Here is an 18,596-nt window from a genome sequence, read left to right as displayed (position 1 = left end):
TAGTATAGTGATAAAGTATAATATAATTTCATAGGGAGTGATATATTTGAGAATTCCTAGAAAGTATTGCATAGCTTTAATTTTGATTATGGTGTTAATACATCATAGCAGCGTTTATGCTGCTGATGCACTTTATCGTTTAATGCATAATGATCATGACGGGTTGATAATAGGGGAAATAATAAGCATAGATGAAGATAATATAAAGGTTTCTGTAGAAAAAAGTATAATTAGTAGTAAGGACTTAAATAGTTCAGCTGTTAAAAATAAGTTAAATCTTGATGAAGTAAATATTATATCTTCATTTAAGTACGGATTTTTTTATGATGAGAATGATGAGAAAGCCAATCCTTCTTTAGGAGATTATGTACTTATGTCAATTGAAAAATCGGGAAATGATTTTAAGATTGCTTGGGGAGCATATAAGGTGAATAATCTTGATTATGAAAGTTTATCAGTAGTTTTACCGGAGGATTCAAATATGAGTTCTAAGATGGATGCTGCAGCCATTAAAGCCTTTGTAAATAGTGATGGAGAGCTTAATGAGTTTTCATTTGCTGGACAGAAAGTAACAGTTTATGCTGGTGAAGATGAGATTGTTATTTTCGATGGAAATGAACAGGAGGATATTATGCCAGATAAATCGTCAAATATATCTGATAATGTAAATAAGAAAAATAAGTCATCATCTCATATAGAAGTAATAGGTGGAGCTGATGGTCCTACAGCTCTATATGTTACAGGAAGTTCCAAGAAATCTTTTATACCAGCTATAGGATGCAGTTTTATAATCTTAGTTATAGGTTTTATAATTAGATATTTTGTTAAAGTAAAAGGTTCAAAATAGTATATTGGAATTGCTTAAATTGAAATTAGCGGAAGCTGTCCTTTTTTTATGGGCGGCTTTATATATATTTATTAGATATTATATTGGAAGAATTTATATATAGAAAATTGATATTAGATAATAAGGATTTAAGGATATAGATTAATGGGTAGAATAGATAGAAATAAATAAAATCAGAAGAGGAAGGTAGGTGAAAACTGATTTGTGGTTAAAGGGATTAGAATTACTAATGATGGGGTAATTCTAGTGAGTGAATTCTATAATACCACCATCTTATTTATATAATAGGATGAAAAACTTAGATAGATAATTATCTATGTTTTATAAATCAGGATTAAATGAAAGATTATTTATATTCTAATCATATAATTGAAGAGAAGATATATATAGAAAATATTCCAGCTATTTTATTTAGACCAAAGGATGCAGAAGGTACTATACCAACTATTATATTTTATCATGGCTGGAGTTCAAATAAGGAGTCTCAAAGGATTAGAGGGCTAATATTTGCGGCAGTAGGTTTTCAGGTATTAATACCTGATGGGATTTATCATGGTGAAAGAGGTTTGATAGATTATTATAAACTAGATAATTGTAAGTATTTTTGGAAGACAATATTAAATAATCTGGAAGAATCTAATTTATTGATAGAAAAGCTTATTATGGAATATAAGGGAGATCCAAATAATATTTTCTTGGTAGGTCATTCTATGGGTGGATTTACTGCTGCAGGAGTATTTGTACATAATCCTATGATAAAATCTTTAATTGTATTAAATGGTTCCTGTGCATGGAAAAATTCAAATGAAATATTTAAAAAGTATTTGGGAATAAAAATGACTGAAGAGTTAAAGGAAATAGAAGAAAAAATGGAGAGGTTAGACCCTTATAGCAATATGGAATTATTTAATGATAGATCTGTTCTTATGCTTCACGGCAGTAGTGATAGTACAGTTTCTATAGAGAGTCAAAGATTATTTTTACAAAATATCCAACCTTTATATAAAGATAAACAGAAAATTCAATTAATCGAATACCCTAATTTAAATCATTATGTAACTACAAATATGATGGAAGAAAGTATATCTTGGTTGTGCAAAGCAAAGAGTTAAAAGTTATAAAGTATTTTGACGTATAATCATAGCTGATATACTTAAATTATTATTTCCGATTATACATATTACAGCGAAATTACTTGTATTATCTAAATCAATATAAATTTTCTTGAATAAATCCATTAATTATTATAGTATAATATAAAATAATTATTGAGGTGAAAAAATGGAATTGTTAAAACAAAGGATAATTAATGATGGAACCCTTAAGGAAGGGAATGTTATAAAAGTAGATAGTTTTTTAAATCATCAAATAGATATAGGATTGCTAAATGAAATAGGAAAGGAAATTAAAGCTAGATTTTCATCTGATAAAATAGATAAAATTCTTACTATAGAGGCATCTGGTATAGCTATTGCAGTTATTGCAGCTCAGTACTTTAATGTGCCTGTAGTATTTGCAAAGAAAACAGAATCAAAGAATCTAGATAATGATACATATGAAAGTTCTGTATATTCCTATACAAAGAACAAGACTTATACCATAAAAGTATCTAAAAGATATTTAAAAGAAGGAGAAAATATATTAATAATAGATGATTTCCTTGCCAATGGAAAAGCAGCTGAAGGATTAATAGATATAATAAATAAGGCTAATTGTAATTTAGTTGGTGTAGGTATTGTCATAGAAAAAGGATTTCAAAAAGGCGGAGATAATATAAGAAGAAAAGATATAAAACTAGAATCTTTAGCCATTGTAGAATCAATAGATGGAGAAAAGATAATATTTAGATAACAAATAAGTATCATTTTTGGTGCCTGGCACCAAGAATGATACTTATTTGTTATAAAGTGTTGATATTTAGATTCGTACTTGATGATATACTTTTTTACCTTTTCTTATCATTATCTTATTATCTTTGAAATCATCTAAATTAATTTCTTTGTCTATAGATTCTACTTTTATATCATCTATAACGATACCACCTTGTTCCACAAGTCTTCTTCCTTCGCTATTTGACTTAGTAAGTCCTATGTCTTTTAGCAAATCAAGGATTCCAATTCCCTTTTCAAATATTGATCTGTCCATTTCAGTAAAAGGAATAGAGCCTTCATCCATACCACCAGAGAATAATGCTTTGGCTGCTTGTTGTGCCTTGTTAGCTTCTTCTTCTCCATGGATTAACTTAGTTACTTCATATGCTAATACTTCTTTAGCTTTATTGATTTCTGCTCCTTCTAATGAATTTAATCTTCTTACTTCGTCCATAGGGATAAATGTAAGGAGTCTTAAACATTTATCAACATCTGCATCATCAACATTTCTCCAGTATTGATAAAATTCATAAGGAGATGTTTTTTCTGGATCTAACCAAAGAGCACCCTTTGCTGTTTTGCCCATTTTATCTCCTTCACTATTAGTAAGGAGTGTACAAGTCATAGCATATACTTGTTTACTGGATTTTCTTCTTATTAAATCCATTCCAGCAATCATATTAGACCATTGGTCATCTCCGCCTAATTGCATTTTACAGTTGTATTTTTGATTTAATACATAGAAATCATATCCTTGCATTAACATATAGTTAAATTCTAAGAAGGATAGTCCTTTTTCTAATCTTTGCTTAAAACATTCTGCTGTTAACATTCTATTTACTGAGAAATGAGAACCAACATCTCTTAGGAATTCAACATAGTTTAAGTCAAGTAACCAATCAGAATTATCAACTAAAATGGCTTTATCGTCACTAAAGTCAATTAATCTGCTTAGTTGTTTTTTAATACTGCTTACATTGTGTGCAATATCTTCTTTAGTAAGCATTTTTCTCATATCAGTCCTACCAGAAGGGTCCCCAATCATTGCAGTACCGCCACCAACTAAAGCTATTGGTCTATGACCAGCTCTTTGCATATGAGCCATGAACATCATAGCTATAAAATGGCCGACATGTAAACTATCTGCAGTGGGGTCGAATCCTATATAGAAAGTTACACTTTCTTTGCCTAATAATTCTCTTATTTCTTCTTCATGGGTAGTTTGCTTGATATATCCTCTTTCCATTAAAGCATCGAATACATTTTGCATAATATTCCTCCTACTTTTTAATTATCATATCGCTCAGTCTCGCAACTCAAATTCATTTACTCGCTACACTCGTATGAATTTGGTTCTCGTTATGTTTGACCTACCTGCAATTAGCTACGCTCATTGGGTTAGGTCATAAAAAAAGGGCTTCATCTCATCTAAAGGACGAGAGGAAACCCGTGGTACCACCTTAATTCGCATAAAGCCTCATCCACGTAACGTGTGGGAAACGCAATAATAATATTGAAACTCCAGAAATGTAATTCGCTAAGTTAAATATACAGACCTCTCACCAATGGTCTATTCTCTGTGAATTTACTTTTAATTAGCTACTTATATCCTTCGTAGTTAATTATATAATTTTCTTATATATTAATATAATATAAGAATAATGTCAAGAGGTGAAAAAAAGCCTAGAATTTTTCTAGGCCCTTATATTTTAATTTAAAATTTTAATAAAGCCTATTCTTCTACTTTAAGTTCTACGCTGTTTTCCCATAGTCCATGGATATTACAATAGGATGTTGCATATATTGTACCTGATTTTTCAGCTTTAAATCTAATGGATACATTTGGTTCAGTGAATAATCCACCTTCTCCATGGGAAGTAAAATTAGATGATGCAATCTCAATTGGGAATTTATGTCCTTCTGGTTGGAAATATACTTTTATCCATGATATATAGTGTTCAAATGTATTTGGATGTGCTATTTCTTCTCCAACAATAACCTTAACGTCTACTAGATTATCTTTTTTAACTGTTTCAGGTGCATGAATTACTGGAACATGTTTTTCACCTTTCCAATCACCACTTTGATATAAATTACCTATGCTTTTCATGTATAAACCCCTCCATAATAATTATTATTTAACATTCTGTAACTGTTATACCCCAATATAGAAAAAAATAATCAATATTATTAACTAAATATTTAATATATAGAGTATAATAGAGTTAGACATTTTTTAAGGAGAGATGATATGGGAAACATTGAATTAATAGCCACTGCAACATTCGGTTTAGAGGCTGTAGTTAAGAGAGAATTAATTAATTTAGGATATAATGATTTAAAAGTAGAAAATGGTAAGGTTACATTTATTGGAACAGAGAAGGATATACCAAAGACTAATTTATGGCTTAGAACAGCAGATAGAGTACTTTTAAAGATGGGAGAATTTAAAGCTTTAACTTTTGAAGAATTATTTGAAAAGACAAAGGAACTTCCATGGGAAGAGTGGATTACAGAGGATGGAAATTTTGTAGTTGAAGGTAAAAGTATTGATTCTAAATTATTTAGTATATCTGATTGTCAGAGAATAGTAGAAAAAGCAGTGGTAGAAAAGCTGAAGACTAAATATAATGTAGAATGGTTTGAAAAAACAGGAGCTAAATATACTATAGAGGTATCTTTATTAAAAGATATAGCAACTTTGACGATAGATACTTCAGGAGAAGGGCTTCATAAAAGAGGATATAGAGAGAGACAAGGTGATGCACCTATAAAAGAAACTCTTGCAGCTGCAATGATATTATTAAGCTATTGGAATAAGGATAGGGTGTTATTTGATCCATTTTGCGGCTCAGGTACTATTCCAATAGAGGCAGCTATGATAGGCAGAAATATGGCTCCTGGACTTGATAGAAACTTTGCATCAGAAGAATGGCCTAGGGTGAAGAAGGAATATTGGCAGGAGGCGAAAAAAGAAGCTTTTAAAGCCATAGATAATGACGTAAAATTGCATATACTTGGGTGTGATATAGATAGAAAGGCAATTCTTCGTGCAAGGGATAATGCAGCTAATTTTGGTTTAGAAGATGATATTGCATTTTTTATTAAAGATTTCAGGGATGCAGAATTAAAGAATGAATATGGTGTAGTTATTACAAATCCACCATATGGAGAACGTATAAGTGAGAGAAGAGAAGTTGAAAGGCTTCATAAGGATTTAGGACTAAGGTTTAAGGAACTAGATACTTGGTCAGTTTATGTAATTACTTCTAGTGAAAATTTCGAGAAAGATTATGGGAAAAATGCAGATAGAAAAAGAAAATTATATAATGGTAGGATTAAGGTAGATTATTATCAATACTATGGGCCAAGACCAAAAAAATAATAAATTTCTATTAATCTTTTGAGTTAGTAGTTAAACCATCTTTTAGTTATTAATTAACAAAATAGGAGGGATAGTATGACTATTTATACTAAGACAGGAGATAAGGGAACAACCAGCCTTTTTGATAACAAGAGAGTATCAAAGGATGATATAAGAGTGGAGAGTTATGGAACTGTTGATGAATTAGGTACATTTCTTGGATTAGCAAAAAATTATGTTGATGATGAAATGTATGATATAATTCAAAGTATACAGAATAAACTTTTTACAGTTGCTACAAATTTAGCAACAGAAGATAATACAAAGGTAAAGTATCATATATTGGATAAGGATATAGATGATTTGGAAAAAATCATCGACTTATACATGGGTAGACTAAATAATCCTACTGGTTTTATTATACCAGGTTCTGGGAAGAAATCTGCTCATTTACATGTAGCTAGAACTATATGCAGAAGAGCAGAAAGAAGAATTATTACTTTATCAAAATTGGCAGATATAGATCCCTTGGCTATTAAGTATATAAATAGATTATCCGATGTCCTATATGCAATGGCAAGATATTCAGAGGATATAGAAGTAGCTGTAAGATACTAAAGTATTAAATTATAAAAATATGTAGAATTTGTTTATTAAATAGTATAAAATAAGGACAAGTAGTTTTATAAAATATTTAACAGTATTAAATATTATATATAGGTGATAAGCATGCTAGAAAAAGAAAATTTGAATTATGTAGAAAAGAAAATAGAAGAATATGGTATGCTAAACTACCACGTACTTGAAGGCATGGCAGACTGGGTTCGTGTTGTTGATGGAGATGGAACTATTATATATGCAAATAGGACAATGAAGGAATCCTTGGGAAAAGATGTAGTAGGTATGAAATGCTACAAGTCTCACGGTAAAAAGAAGCCATGTAGTTTTTGTATTACAGAGAGAAGCATAAGTACTGGGGAGATAGTACAGAAAGAAGAAAAAATTAATGGAAGATATTTCTCGGTGAAGTCTTCACCTGTTACTAATTCAGAAGGAAAGGTTTTTGCTGCTGTAGAGGTATTTAGAGATGTAACTAGGGAAAGAAAGCTAGAATTAGAATTAATTGAGAAGAATAAGAAAATGAGTAAGGACCTTGGATTTGCCAAGAGAATTCAGGAAAAGATTCTGCCCAATAAAGAGAAATTAGATAATATTGCAATTGATTATATTTATAGGCCATCTGAAATGCTTAGCGGTGATATGTTTGATGTTTTTTATATTGATGACGAAAATATAGGGATATATATTTCAGATGTTTCAGGTCATGGTGTGGCAGCAGCTATGATGACCATGTTTATAAGGCAGACTATGAGATCCATTAAAGATGATATAGTAAGTCCATCAGCTACATTGTCAGAATTATATCGAAGATTTAGCACATTGAATTTAGATGTAGATAAGTATTTTACAATATTTTATGGTGTTTTTAATAAAAAGACATATGAATTTAAATATTCCAATGCAGGGCATAACTGTATTCCTATTATGTATAACAAAAATAAAATGACAACATTAGAAATAAAAGGATATCCTATGACTTTACTTTTTGATGAGATACTTTATGAGGAAAAAAATATTAAATTAAGTAAGGGAGATAAGATTTTATTTTATACTGATGGTATTACTGAAGCAAAGGATAAATCGGGAAAAGAATTTGGTATAGAAAGTGTAATGAAGATTATAGAAAGTCACAAAGAAAATATTTTGAATGAAATAAATAATAATATTGTAATCCATAGCTGGGGTGAACAACAGGATGATTTTGCCTTAGTATTAATGGAAGTTATTAAATAAACTGGATAAGTTCTTACTTATTCAGTTTATTTATATGGTATAATTTATATATATAGGAATTGATTTCCAACAAAGCATTTGATATAATATTAACAAAAGGGGATGATGTTTTGAATTTGGATAATTTATTATTTAGGAAGGAAGGGAACATCGGAATTTTATCTATCAACAGGCAAGAAGCATTAAATGCACTGAACACGGCAGTATTGGATGATTTAGACAAAGCTATAGACATGGTTAACAAAGATGAAGAGATCTATGTATTGATATTAACAGGAGAAGGAAGGGCTTTTGTTGCTGGGGCTGATATAGGGGAAATGAAAGACATGAATGCAACAGAAGCTAGAATTTTCGCTGAGAAGGGATTGTCTGTATTTAGAAAGATAGAGCTTATGGAAAAGCCAGTTATAGCTGCTGTAAATGGCTTTGCTTTAGGTGGAGGATGTGAACTTTCTATGTGCTGTGATATTAGAATAGCATCTGAAAAAGCTAAGTTCGGACAACCGGAAGTAGGTCTTGGTATAACTCCAGGATTTGCTGGAACTCAGAGATTATCCAGACTTGCAGGAGTAGGTAGAGCAAAGGAACTTATATTTACTTGTGATATAATTAATGCAGAAGAGGCATATAGAATAGGATTAGTTAATAAGGTAGTATCAGTAGATGAATTAATGAATACAGCTATTGAATTGGCAAATAAGATTATTTCTAAAGGTCAGCTTGCTGTAAGATATGCGAAAACTGCTATAAATAGAGGAATAGAAACTGATTTAGAAACTGGAATGATTATTGAAAGAGATTTGTTTGGACTTTGTTTTGCAACAGAAGACCAAAAGGAAGGGATGGAAGCGTTTTTACAAAAACGTAATCCTAACTATAAATTAAAATAATAAATTAAAATAATTTGGAGGTGCACTATGAAAAAAATAGGTATATTAGGTAGAGGCACAATGGCTTGTGGTATAGTACAAATTTTTGCACAGAAGGATTATGATGTAACTATGTGGGTTAGATCCATTGATGAGGCTAACCCAAGAGGAAGTATTAAGTCTATAGAAAAAGGATTAAATAGACTAGTAGAAAAAGAAAGAATTACAAAAGAGTTTATGGATAATACATTAAAAAATATTTCCATAACTACAACATATGAAGACTTAAAAGACTGTGATTTAGTTATTGAAGCTATATCTGAAGATATGGCATTAAAGAAAGAAATATTTTCTAAATTAGATGGCCTATGTAAGGAAAATGCTATTCTTGCTACAAATACTTCATCATTATCTATTACTGAAATTGCAAATTCAACTAATAGACCTGATAAAGTTATAGGAATGCATTTCTTCAATCCAGTTCCAATGATGAAATTAGTTGAAGTTATAAAAGGAATTGCAACTTCTGATGAAACTAAAAATACAATAATTGAATTATCCAAAGGATTAGGAAAGACTCCAGTAGAAGTAGAAGAGGCACCAGGATTTGTAGTAAATAGAATACTTATTCCTATGATAAATGAAGCAGTAGGAATCTTTGCAGATGGAGTAGCTACAGCTTCCGATATAGATGAAGCTATGAAATTAGGAGCAAATCATCCAATGGGACCTTTAGCTTTAGGAGATTTAATAGGTCTTGATGTTTGCTTAGCTATCATGGATGTATTATATGAAGAATTTGGTGATTCCAAATATAGAGCTCATCCTCTACTAAGAAAGATGGTTAGAGGCGGATTGCTAGGAAGAAAGACTAAAAAAGGATTCTTTAAGTATTAAAAATAAAACCCTTCCAATTCTGGAAGGGTTGATTTTTATTCTCCAAAGGTATTAAAAACTTTTATTTCTTTGTTTTCAATCATTATCTGTCCCTTAGCTATTACTGTATCTATCTCAAGATTTTTTTCATCTAATAATACTATGTCTGCATCATATCCTTCTTTAATTTGTCCTTTGCCCTTTAATTTTAAAAGTGCTGCAGGATTTGAAGTAATAGTCTTTAGAACTTTCTCTAAAGGCAATCCTTCTTCCAATACTGCATCTCTTACTTCATTAAACAGAGAAGTTACTTTTCCAACTTTAATACCAACAAACTCTTTTTTATCATTAAAGCTAGGAAGGCTTCCTTGACCATCAGAAGAAAGAGTTATATTGGTGTCAGGAACTCCAGCATCATAGCATCTTTTCAGTGCTACACTTACTTTTACTTCTCCTTCTTCCCAGAATAATGGATCAGAACTAGTTGTAAAATCTATAAAGCCACCTGATTTACTATATTCAATTCCTTGTAGGAATAATTCTTCATTTCTATTCATATGAGTTGGTATAAATTGAGTATATGGTATTTCAGTGTTGTTTACTATTTCAATTAGATAGTCTATCTTACTTGTACCATCACCTACATGAATATTTACGATACCAGCTTTTCCAGATAATATACCTGCAACTCTTGCACTAGATGTTAATTTTCTTAATTCATTTAAGGTAGGTTGTGAGGAACGATGATCAGAAATTGCAATTTCGCCAACACCAATAATTTTATCAACTATCATTATATCCTTTGCTACATCTCCTGTAATGGTAGTAACTGGAATTTGATATGAACCAGTGTATATATAAGTTGTAATTCCTTCTTCTTCTAAACCCCTTGCTTTAGCCAATAAAGATATCATATCTCTTGCTATACCATCTGTTCCTAAGCATCCAATAATAGTGGTTATTCCACCAGTAGTAATATCAGTTAATTTGATTTCTGGTGTTCTAGTTTTAAATCCACCTTCACCGCCACCACCCATTATATGAACGTGATTATCAATGAAACCAGGAGTTAGTATTTTTCCATTTCCATCTATTATATTGGTGATAACAGCATTGTTATTCTCAATACTTAAATCATTTCCTATAGAATGTATTTTATCTCCTACAAGTACTACATCTTTTACTCCTAAATATTCGGGAGCATATACTTTAGCATTTTTTATTATTCTAATCATAGCTTCACCGCCTAATTTTAATATAAATCATATATTTAGAATCCAATTAGTACACCTAATATTACAAAGAAACTAGCTGTTAAGAATAGTATGCATTGGAATTTAATTTGAAATTTTGCCCACTTAACCCAGTCTAATTTAGCAACGCCTAATACTGCCATTAAACAAGCTGATGTAGGTACAATAAGGTTAGTAAGTCCATCACCTAATTGAAAGGCAAGGACTGCAACTTGCTTACTTAGACCAATTATTTGTGCTAATGGTGCCATAAGGGGCATTGTTATTGCAGCTTGACCAGAACCGGAAACTACAAAGAAATTAAATATTGATTGAAATACATACATAAACCATGCTGATAATACTACTGGAAGTCCGCTTAAGGCTTTAGACATTCCACTTAGTACGGTGTTTAAAACTGTATTAGAACCAGGATTAGTATCGCCTAGAACTAAAACTATACCTTGAGCAAAGGCAACAACCATAGCTGCGCCTACTAAATCTTTAGCCCCATCTCTAAAGGAAGTAGCAATATCATTTACACTCATATTATTTAATTTAAAGATTACAGCAGTAATTCCAGACGCTAGTCCTAGAGCAAAGAATATAGTTGCAATTTCAGGAAGATAGTATTCATGTACTCTTACTCCCCAAATAATCCAAACCATTGATAGAACTAAATATATCATAATTAATCCATGACCTAGTTTAAATTCAACTTTGGATTCATTAGTGTTTTTGAAATCTTCCCTAAAGTAAGCATCTGATTCATATGCTACGGATTTTGTAGGATTTTTCTTGACCTTTTTAGCATAGAAACAGATAAATATAACACTAATTATATTAAACACAATATACATTATGATTCTATAACCAGATCCAGATTGTACTGGAAGCCCAGATATACTTTGGGCAATGGATACACTAAATGGATTCATCCATGAAGTTGCAAATCCTATTTGTGTTGCACAATAGGTAATCATAATTCCTACAATTGCATCATATCCCATGGCTATAACAATAGGTACAATAATTATGGTAAATGGTATTGATTCTTCACCCATACCAAAAATAGCACCACCTAGAGAAAATAGAATAAATAATATAGGTATTAACAATACTTCTGTACCTTTAGTCTTGCTAATAATATTCATTATACCTGCTTCAACAGCTCCAGTTTTAAGGACTATACCAAATGCTCCTCCAACTACTAGTATAAATGCTATTATACCAACAGAAGTACCCCATTTATCTCCCTTAACTAATCCTTCAAAAGCGAAATTAAGAAATCCCATATCGCCGCCTTTGGCAAATAATTTAATTCCATTTTTTTCACCAGATGACACATATTTTCCATATTCTTGTAGAACTTTAAAATTTAGTTCGCCAGAATCAGTCTTTAATTCGAAAGCTTTAGCACGATCTTTTCTAATGAAGCCTAGAGGTTCCTCTATATTTTTTTCTAAAATTAATGTGGAATCCCCTGAAGCATCTAAGAGATAATTTTTTTCGTTTACATTAAAATCAGCAGTATCTCCATCTAAAATCGTAGCAATTTTTTTGTTACTTGAATCATAAACATTGTAGTAAATTTCAAATCGTCCCAAAGGGACCAAATAAGTTAATAATGCGGCCAGCACAACTACAAAAAATATAATGACATAAGTATCTGGCATGTTCCATGTTCTTTGCAGTTTGGTGCCTGGTCCTGATTTAGTTGACATTATGACAATACCTCCCTTAATTATGTTGATTAATTATGTTGATGCAAAAAATATGCCAAATTTTATAGTATCTATTATAAGGTAATAGGATTAAAAAATCTATATAAAATAATAGATAAATCTAATAAGGAACATATTTATCTAGAAGTGATTCAAGTAAAGTAAAGATTATAGGATCTTATAGAGTCAGCATTTGCAATTAATGTTATTTTTTATCATAAAACCCATTCTTCTATTAAAAGGTTGTCCTTGACAGATTATATATCTATTTAATTAATGTTTTCATTATATAATAATATTTTATATATTCCATTAACATTTAAAAAATATAATTATGGTTACAATATACTAGAAGGACTTTACTCAGGAAGGTGGAGTTATATGAAAACTTTTTCCAAGGTTTTTATTATATCATTTATTTGTTTTATAATTGCAATATCTATTGGTTCTTATTCTTATGTAAAAGAGAATAATGTAGAGTTTGAAAGCAATATAGATGCTCCCATAATAGATAAAATGGATTTGGGTAGGACTATAATTAAAAAATTAGAAACAGAAACAAAGGAACCTGAAACTTATTCTACTTTAGAAGAAGCGTTAAAAAAAAGTAAGAGGGTAAATTTTTTAATATTAGGAATGGAAGATGTAAGGACTGATACTATTATGTTTGCTTCTTTTTGTCCCGATACTAAAAAAGTAAGTTTAATGAACATACCTAGAGATACTTATATTCATAGAAAGGGATATAATGGAGCAGAACAAAGAAAAATAAATAGTGTATATGGAACGCATGGAGTAGAAGGAGTTAAAAAAACAATATCTCATATATTAGGTGATGTACCTATTCATCATTATATTATGTTAGATTATAAAGGCGTAGAAAAAATTGTAGACGGGTTAAATGGTGTTGAAGTAGAAGTGCCATTTCATATGAAATATAAAGATCCTTCAGCTAAACCTCCATTAAATATAGATATCCAGCCAGGAAAACAAGTATTAGATGGGAAAAGATCAATAGAATTTTTAAGATATAGAAAAGGAAATAATAAAAAAGGTGGATATATCGATGGTGATTTAGGGAGAATAAAGGCACAACATGAATTTTTACAGTCATTTATAGGAAAGGCATCAGAAAATATATTAGCGGTCATTACAAAGGGATTTAACCATGTTAAAACAGATCTTAATCTGATGGATACATTATCTTACGGAAGAAAAGCTATAGGAATGAATAATGAAGATTTTGAGATACTCATTTTACCGGGAAAGGCAGAATTTAGAAAAGTACAGAAAAAGGTATTGTCATATTTCATTTATGATAAAAAAGAAACTACAAAAGTACTAGAAAAAATATACAATGTAAAAAGCCCGAATCTTTAATTTATTGATAAGGGTTTTTTTATGTCTAAAAAAGAATCTTCACTATGCTCAGATACAGCATATTTATAATTCTGAACACAGTGGAGAATCTATGTTTTAACTTGAAAATTTAAATTTCTGAAGGTTAAACTGCTGTTTTCTCTTTACTATGTTCCATTATTGAATCTCCTACAAGATATACATTACCAGCGCCCATAGTTAGGATAATATCATTTTCTTTAACATTATTTAACAAATAGGATTCTACTTCATCAAAAGATCCAAGATAAACAGCATCTGACCCTTTCTTAAATATTGCATTTGCCAAATCTTTTGAATGAATTAATCCATTATCAATCTCTCTAGCCGCATATATATCAGTAATTATAACCTTGTCTGCATCTGTAAAAGCTTCTGCAAAATTGTCTAATAAAAGCTTCGTTCTAGTATAAGTATGTGGTTGAAATACACAGTAAATGTCTCCAGATGTAGAATTTTTTAATGCATTTAATGTAGCCTTAATTTCAGTTGGATGATGTGCATAATCATCAATTATTTTTACACCTTTATAATATCCTTTTAATTCCAATCTTCTATGGACTCCTGTATAAAGTGAGATGTTTTTTTGAATATCTTCAATAGGAATACCATAGATATGTGCTGCAGCAACACTAGCTAAAGAATTATATACATTATGAATGCCCATAACATTTAAACTAATAGGAAATGATGTATTTCCTTTAATATTGAGAGTATATGATGGATAACCTTCTGGAGAAAAAGTGATATTTTCTGCTTTATAATCTGGTTCTCCAGTAGTTCCAAAAGTAATTACCTTTGCCTTTGTACTAGATATTATTTTTTCAGAGCCTATATCATCTATGTTAATTACCAAGTAGCTATCGTCACTAAGGTTTTTACCATATTTAATAAAGGTTTCCATTATATGGTCCATATTTTTAAAATAATCTAAATGATCTGCATCCATATTTAAAATAATAGCCATTGTAGGAAAATATTTTAATATATTTCCTTTATATTCACAAGCTTCTGTAAGTATATAATCTTTAGAGCCTAATTTCACGTTGCCATCAATTTCATCTAATTGTCCACCTAAAAGAATAGTAGGATTTAATATGGAACGATTTAATATAGTAGATAACATACTAGTAGTTGTAGTTTTTCCATGGGTGCCAGATACTGCAATAGAATTTTTATAATTTTTCATTAAAGCACCTAGGAATGTTGCTCTATCTATTACAGGGACATTAAGTGAAAAGGCTTTTGCAAGCTCTTCATTATCCTTTGATATAGCATCTGTATAAATTACTAAGTCAGCCCCATCTACATTACTTTCCCTATGATTTATGTAAATCTTGGCTCCTAAGTTTTTTAATTTTTCAATTATTGTACTATCCTTTGTATCAGAACCAGTTACAATATATCCTTCGGATAACAAGATTTCAGCTAAACCACTCATGGATATACCGCCAATTCCAATAAAATGAACCCTAGGATATTTATTATCAGTTATGCAAAAGTCGAACATAAGCTTTCCTCCTAAATAAAAAATTACTTTCTCCAATTATTATTACCATATTATATATTAATATTATCTTATTCTAATAGTATTAAATTGTCACTGATAGATTATATCATAATGGCAAAATATTTAAAGATAAATTTATGGATTATGTAAAGTTTCTAATATATTATTCTAATATATTATATAAAAAATAAAAAAAATTTCAAAAAAAAGAAGGAGTTTTTGAATTTTTATAGAATATAAAGAATATTCAATAGTTTTTGTGACTTAAATAAAGGGGGCTTAATGGAATGAAGATTACAGACGTAAGACTGAGAAAAATTTCAGAAGAGGGGAAAATGAAGGCAATAGTATCAGTTACTTTTGATGAAGAATTTGTAGTACATGATATCAAAATAATTGAAGGCCAAAATGGATTATTTGTTGCTATGCCTAGTAGAAGGATGGCAGATGGAGAATTTAGAGATATAGCCCATCCCATCAATGCTGAAACAAGGCAAAAGATTCAAGATGCAATTTTTAGAGAATATGAAAAAGTATTAGCTACAGAATAGAAAAGAGCCTATAGGCTCTTTTTTATGTATATAAATATAAAATATATGAAATTTTATGGATTTTAGTGTAGACTTATATAAGAAATGGGTTAAAATATTATTTGATAGATAAATTAAATTGAGGTGTAAAAAAATGAATATTTCTGTTATATTAGCAGCAGGAGAAGGAACAAGAATGAAATCAAAGATTTCTAAAGTATTACATAAGGTTTGCGGAAAACCAATATTGGAATATGTAATAAATGCTAGTAAAGGTGCAAATACAGAAAAGAACATAGTTATTGTAGGACATGGTGGAGATAGGATAAAGGAATATTTTAAAGAAGAGAATATAATATTCAAGGATCAACCTATTGGTGACGATGTTCCATATGGTACTGGTTTTGCTGTAATGCAAGCAGTAGAGCATATAGAAGATGATAGTACTGTAATCATTCTTTATGGGGATACACCACTTATTACAGAATCGACTATAAATAAGTTAATTAATTATCACAAGAAAAATGAGTTTCAGGCAACAGTACTTACTGCTATTTTAGATAATCCTACAGGATATGGCAGGATTATTAGAAAAGATGCAGGGCATATACTTAAAATTGTAGAAGACAAAGACTCCACAGACGAAGAAAAAAAGGTAAAAGAAATCAATTCTGGTATATATTGCTTTGATGGGAAACTTTTAAAGTATGCTTTGAGTAAAATTGATAACAACAATGCTCAAAAAGAATATTATGCCACAGATGTTATTGGTATATTGAAGAAAGAAGGATATAAAGTTGGAGCTTATGTTATTGAAGATTCTGTTGAGATACATGGTGTAAACTCAAGGATCCAATTGGCATTTACCGAAGAAGTGATGAGAAAAAGAATAAATGATTACCATATGGTAAACGGTGTAACTCTAATAAATCCTGATAATACTTATATTGAAGATGGAGTTAAAATAGGTAGAGATACGATTATTTACCCAGATGTTATTTTAGAAGGAAATACTGAAATAGGAGAAGATTGTATTATAAGAAGTAATTCTAGAATTATAAATAGTATGATTTATAATAAGGTTAGTATTGAATCTTCAACTATTGAGAATAGTATTGTTGGAGAAGATACTCATATAGGTCCTTATGCTCATTTGAGACCTAATAGCAATTTAGGTAAAAATGTTAAAATAGGCAATTTTGTTGAGGTTAAAAACTCCACTCTCAAGGATAATACAAAAGCTAGTCATTTAGCATATATAGGAGATGCTGATGTTGGTCATCATGTAAATATAGGATGTGGTGTTGTATTTGTAAATTATAATGGCAAGGAGAAATTTAGAACTACAGTAGGAGATAATGCATTTGTCGGAAGCAATTCTAATTTAGTTGCTCCAGTTAATGTAAATCCATGGGGATATGTGGCAGCAGGATCTACTATAACTAAAGAGGTACCGGAAAGTGCCTTATCTATAGCTAGGGCACAGCAAAGAAATATAGAAGACTGGGTAGAAAAAAAAGGATATAAAAATAATAAATAAACTTAGGAGGAATAAATAAAAATGAATTTGAGCATAGGTGGAATTAAAGTTTTTTCAGGTAATGCAAATACTGAACTGGCAGAAAATATATGTAAAGAACTGGGTATACCACTTGGAACATGTGATGTTAGTCATTTTAGTGATGGAGAAATAAATGTAAATATTAGTGAAACAGTTAGAGGGGTAGATGTTTTTATAGTACAACCAACCTGTAGCCCTGTAAATGATAATCTTATGGAAACTCTAATACTTATAGATGCAGTGAAAAGGGCCTCAGCAGGTAGAGTTAATGCTGTAATTCCATATTATGGATATGCCAGACAGGATAGAAAAACTAAAGCAAGAGAGCCAATAACAGCAAAATTAGTAGCAAATTTATTTACAACAGCTGGTGCAGATAGAGTAATAAGTATGGATTTACATGCTGCACAAATTCAAGGATATTTTGATATTCCTGTAGACCATTTATCAGGTGTTTCCATATTAGCAGAATATTTTAAAGATATTATAGATGAAGAAACAGTTGTAGTTTCTCCAGATTTAGGCGGTGTAACTAGAGCAAGAGCTTTTGCTAATCTTTTAGATCTTCCAATAGCTATAATAGAAAAGAGAAGACCTAAGGCAAATGTTGCAGAAGTTATGAATGTTATAGGAGATATTAATGGCAAGAATGTTATATTAATTGATGATATCATTGACACAGCAGGAACAATATCTAAAGCTGCCAGTGTTCTAAAAAACTTTGGTTCAAAGAAAGTTTATGGTTGTGCTACTCATGGAGTATTATCAGGTCCAGCCATAGAAAGAATAAAGGATTCAGAATTGGAAAAATTTATTATTACAGATACTATACCTCTTCCAGAAGAAAAGAAAATTGATAAAATAGAGATAGTGTCTGTTGCACCACTATTTGCTGAGGCTATAAAAAGAATCCATGACAATGAATCTGTAAGTAAATTATTTGAATAGAAAACAGGGGAT

At 30.3% G+C, this 18,596-nt stretch carries 17 protein-coding genes; 12 read left to right on the top strand and 5 right to left on the bottom strand.

Going from position 1 to position 18,596, the window contains the following annotated elements:
- The first annotated feature begins 46 nt into the window (after window positions 1–46).
- The 3 genes from ABWP20_RS05315 to ABWP20_RS05305 all read left to right on the top strand — a co-directional run bounded on the left by ABWP20_RS05315 (window position 47) and on the right by ABWP20_RS05305 (window position 2,698).
- Window positions 47–847 (top strand): hypothetical protein, encoded by an 801-nt coding sequence (locus ABWP20_RS05315; protein ID WP_353094460.1) that lies wholly within the window; start codon window positions 47–49, stop codon window positions 845–847.
- A gap of 338 nt (window positions 848–1,185) precedes the next feature.
- Window positions 1,186–1,959, top strand: a complete 774-nt coding sequence (locus ABWP20_RS05310) for an alpha/beta hydrolase family protein (protein ID WP_353094459.1) — start codon at window positions 1,186–1,188, stop codon at window positions 1,957–1,959.
- Window positions 1,960–2,128: 169 nt separating this feature from the next.
- Complete coding sequence (locus tag ABWP20_RS05305; RefSeq protein WP_353094457.1) at window positions 2,129–2,698, top strand: xanthine phosphoribosyltransferase; 570 nt, start codon at window positions 2,129–2,131, stop codon at window positions 2,696–2,698.
- A 66-nt stretch (window positions 2,699–2,764) separates the two neighbouring features.
- Here the strand turns inward: ABWP20_RS05305 and tyrS are convergent, their stop codons facing one another.
- The gene (tyrS, locus tag ABWP20_RS05300) at window positions 2,765–3,988 is read right to left on the bottom strand and encodes a tyrosine--tRNA ligase (protein ID WP_353094455.1); all 1,224 of its coding nucleotides are present in this window, start codon (window positions 3,986–3,988) and stop codon (window positions 2,765–2,767) included.
- A gap of 462 nt (window positions 3,989–4,450) precedes the next feature.
- Window positions 4,451–4,828 carry a class II SORL domain-containing protein gene (locus ABWP20_RS05295; RefSeq protein ID WP_353094453.1) on the bottom strand — a complete coding sequence of 126 codons (378 nt, stop codon included), beginning with the start codon at window positions 4,826–4,828 and terminating at the stop codon, window positions 4,451–4,453.
- Between the two features lie 141 nt (window positions 4,829–4,969).
- Here ABWP20_RS05295 and ABWP20_RS05290 point away from each other — a divergent pair, with 141 nt between their 5' ends.
- The 5 genes from ABWP20_RS05290 to ABWP20_RS05270 all read left to right on the top strand — a co-directional run bounded on the left by ABWP20_RS05290 (window position 4,970) and on the right by ABWP20_RS05270 (window position 9,702).
- Window positions 4,970–6,103: a THUMP domain-containing class I SAM-dependent RNA methyltransferase gene (locus ABWP20_RS05290; protein ID WP_353094451.1), complete on the top strand. Its 1,134-nt coding sequence runs from the start codon at window positions 4,970–4,972 to the stop codon at window positions 6,101–6,103.
- A gap of 75 nt (window positions 6,104–6,178) precedes the next feature.
- A complete protein-coding gene (locus ABWP20_RS05285) occupies window positions 6,179–6,700 on the top strand; it encodes a cob(I)yrinic acid a,c-diamide adenosyltransferase (protein ID WP_353094450.1) in 522 nt (173 codons plus the stop codon).
- 111 nt (window positions 6,701–6,811) lie between these two features.
- Window positions 6,812–7,936 carry a SpoIIE family protein phosphatase gene (locus ABWP20_RS05280; RefSeq protein ID WP_353094448.1) on the top strand — a complete coding sequence of 375 codons (1,125 nt, stop codon included), beginning with the start codon at window positions 6,812–6,814 and terminating at the stop codon, window positions 7,934–7,936.
- Between the two features lie 110 nt (window positions 7,937–8,046).
- A complete protein-coding gene (locus tag ABWP20_RS05275) occupies window positions 8,047–8,826 on the top strand; it encodes a short-chain-enoyl-CoA hydratase (protein ID WP_503012513.1) in 780 nt (259 codons plus the stop codon).
- A gap of 27 nt (window positions 8,827–8,853) precedes the next feature.
- Entirely contained in the window at window positions 8,854–9,702 is an 849-nt protein-coding gene (locus tag ABWP20_RS05270; RefSeq protein WP_353094446.1) for a 3-hydroxybutyryl-CoA dehydrogenase, read from the top strand.
- 35 nt (window positions 9,703–9,737) lie between these two features.
- On the opposite strand, the gene iadA is transcribed toward ABWP20_RS05270, so the two are convergent.
- A complete protein-coding gene (gene iadA, locus ABWP20_RS05265) occupies window positions 9,738–10,916 on the bottom strand; it encodes a beta-aspartyl-peptidase (protein WP_353094444.1) in 1,179 nt (392 codons plus the stop codon).
- 35 nt (window positions 10,917–10,951) lie between these two features.
- A complete protein-coding gene (yfcC, locus tag ABWP20_RS05260; protein ID WP_353094442.1) occupies window positions 10,952–12,637 on the bottom strand; it encodes a putative basic amino acid antiporter YfcC in 1,686 nt (561 codons plus the stop codon).
- A gap of 381 nt (window positions 12,638–13,018) precedes the next feature.
- Here yfcC and ABWP20_RS05255 point away from each other — a divergent pair, with 381 nt between their 5' ends.
- The gene (locus tag ABWP20_RS05255; RefSeq protein ID WP_353094440.1) at window positions 13,019–14,017 is read left to right on the top strand and encodes an LCP family protein; all 999 of its coding nucleotides are present in this window, start codon (window positions 13,019–13,021) and stop codon (window positions 14,015–14,017) included.
- A 124-nt stretch (window positions 14,018–14,141) separates the two neighbouring features.
- On the opposite strand, the gene murC is transcribed toward ABWP20_RS05255, so the two are convergent.
- Window positions 14,142–15,545: a UDP-N-acetylmuramate--L-alanine ligase gene (gene murC / locus ABWP20_RS05250; protein ID WP_353094438.1), complete on the bottom strand. Its 1,404-nt coding sequence runs from the start codon at window positions 15,543–15,545 to the stop codon at window positions 14,142–14,144.
- A gap of 287 nt (window positions 15,546–15,832) precedes the next feature.
- Between murC and spoVG the strand changes: the two genes are divergently transcribed.
- From spoVG to ABWP20_RS05235, 3 genes are all read left to right on the top strand, one after another.
- On the top strand, window positions 15,833–16,096 hold the full coding sequence (spoVG, locus tag ABWP20_RS05245) for a septation regulator SpoVG (protein ID WP_353094436.1): 264 nt from the start codon (window positions 15,833–15,835) through the stop codon (window positions 16,094–16,096).
- 133 nt (window positions 16,097–16,229) lie between these two features.
- The gene (gene glmU / locus ABWP20_RS05240) at window positions 16,230–17,615 is read left to right on the top strand and encodes a bifunctional UDP-N-acetylglucosamine diphosphorylase/glucosamine-1-phosphate N-acetyltransferase GlmU (protein WP_353094434.1); all 1,386 of its coding nucleotides are present in this window, start codon (window positions 16,230–16,232) and stop codon (window positions 17,613–17,615) included.
- A gap of 21 nt (window positions 17,616–17,636) precedes the next feature.
- On the top strand, window positions 17,637–18,584 hold the full coding sequence (locus tag ABWP20_RS05235; RefSeq protein WP_353094432.1) for a ribose-phosphate diphosphokinase: 948 nt from the start codon (window positions 17,637–17,639) through the stop codon (window positions 18,582–18,584).
- Window positions 18,585–18,596: the final 12 nt, after the last annotated feature.

The sequence above is a fragment of the Tissierella praeacuta genome (assembly GCF_040396155.1).
Taxonomy (GTDB): Bacteria; Bacillota; Clostridia; order Tissierellales; family Tissierellaceae; genus Tissierella; species Tissierella praeacuta_A.
This window is presented reverse-complemented; position numbering and strand designations above follow the sequence as displayed.

What these genes read in the sequence shown, in the direction of transcription:
- ABWP20_RS05310 (WP_353094459.1), top strand. Translation starts at nt 1,186, where the DNA reads ATGAAAGATTATTTATATTCTAATCATATAATTGAAGAGAAGATATAT.
- ABWP20_RS05305 (WP_353094457.1), top strand. Translation starts at nt 2,129, where the DNA reads ATGGAATTGTTAAAACAAAGGATAATTAATGATGGAACCCTTAAGGAA.
- tyrS (WP_353094455.1), bottom strand. Translation starts at nt 3,988, where the DNA reads ATGCAAAATGTATTCGATGCTTTAATGGAAAGAGGATATATCAAGCAA.
- ABWP20_RS05295 (WP_353094453.1), bottom strand. Translation starts at nt 4,828, where the DNA reads ATGAAAAGCATAGGTAATTTATATCAAAGTGGTGATTGGAAAGGTGAA.
- ABWP20_RS05290 (WP_353094451.1), top strand. Translation starts at nt 4,970, where the DNA reads ATGGGAAACATTGAATTAATAGCCACTGCAACATTCGGTTTAGAGGCT.
- ABWP20_RS05285 (WP_353094450.1), top strand. Translation starts at nt 6,179, where the DNA reads ATGACTATTTATACTAAGACAGGAGATAAGGGAACAACCAGCCTTTTT.
- ABWP20_RS05280 (WP_353094448.1), top strand. Translation starts at nt 6,812, where the DNA reads ATGCTAGAAAAAGAAAATTTGAATTATGTAGAAAAGAAAATAGAAGAA.
- ABWP20_RS05270 (WP_353094446.1), top strand. Translation starts at nt 8,854, where the DNA reads ATGAAAAAAATAGGTATATTAGGTAGAGGCACAATGGCTTGTGGTATA.
- iadA (WP_353094444.1), bottom strand. Translation starts at nt 10,916, where the DNA reads ATGATTAGAATAATAAAAAATGCTAAAGTATATGCTCCCGAATATTTA.
- yfcC (WP_353094442.1), bottom strand. Translation starts at nt 12,637, where the DNA reads ATGTCAACTAAATCAGGACCAGGCACCAAACTGCAAAGAACATGGAAC.
- ABWP20_RS05255 (WP_353094440.1), top strand. Translation starts at nt 13,019, where the DNA reads ATGAAAACTTTTTCCAAGGTTTTTATTATATCATTTATTTGTTTTATA.
- murC (WP_353094438.1), bottom strand. Translation starts at nt 15,545, where the DNA reads ATGTTCGACTTTTGCATAACTGATAATAAATATCCTAGGGTTCATTTT.
- spoVG (WP_353094436.1), top strand. Translation starts at nt 15,833, where the DNA reads ATGAAGATTACAGACGTAAGACTGAGAAAAATTTCAGAAGAGGGGAAA.
- glmU (WP_353094434.1), top strand. Translation starts at nt 16,230, where the DNA reads ATGAATATTTCTGTTATATTAGCAGCAGGAGAAGGAACAAGAATGAAA.
- ABWP20_RS05235 (WP_353094432.1), top strand. Translation starts at nt 17,637, where the DNA reads ATGAATTTGAGCATAGGTGGAATTAAAGTTTTTTCAGGTAATGCAAAT.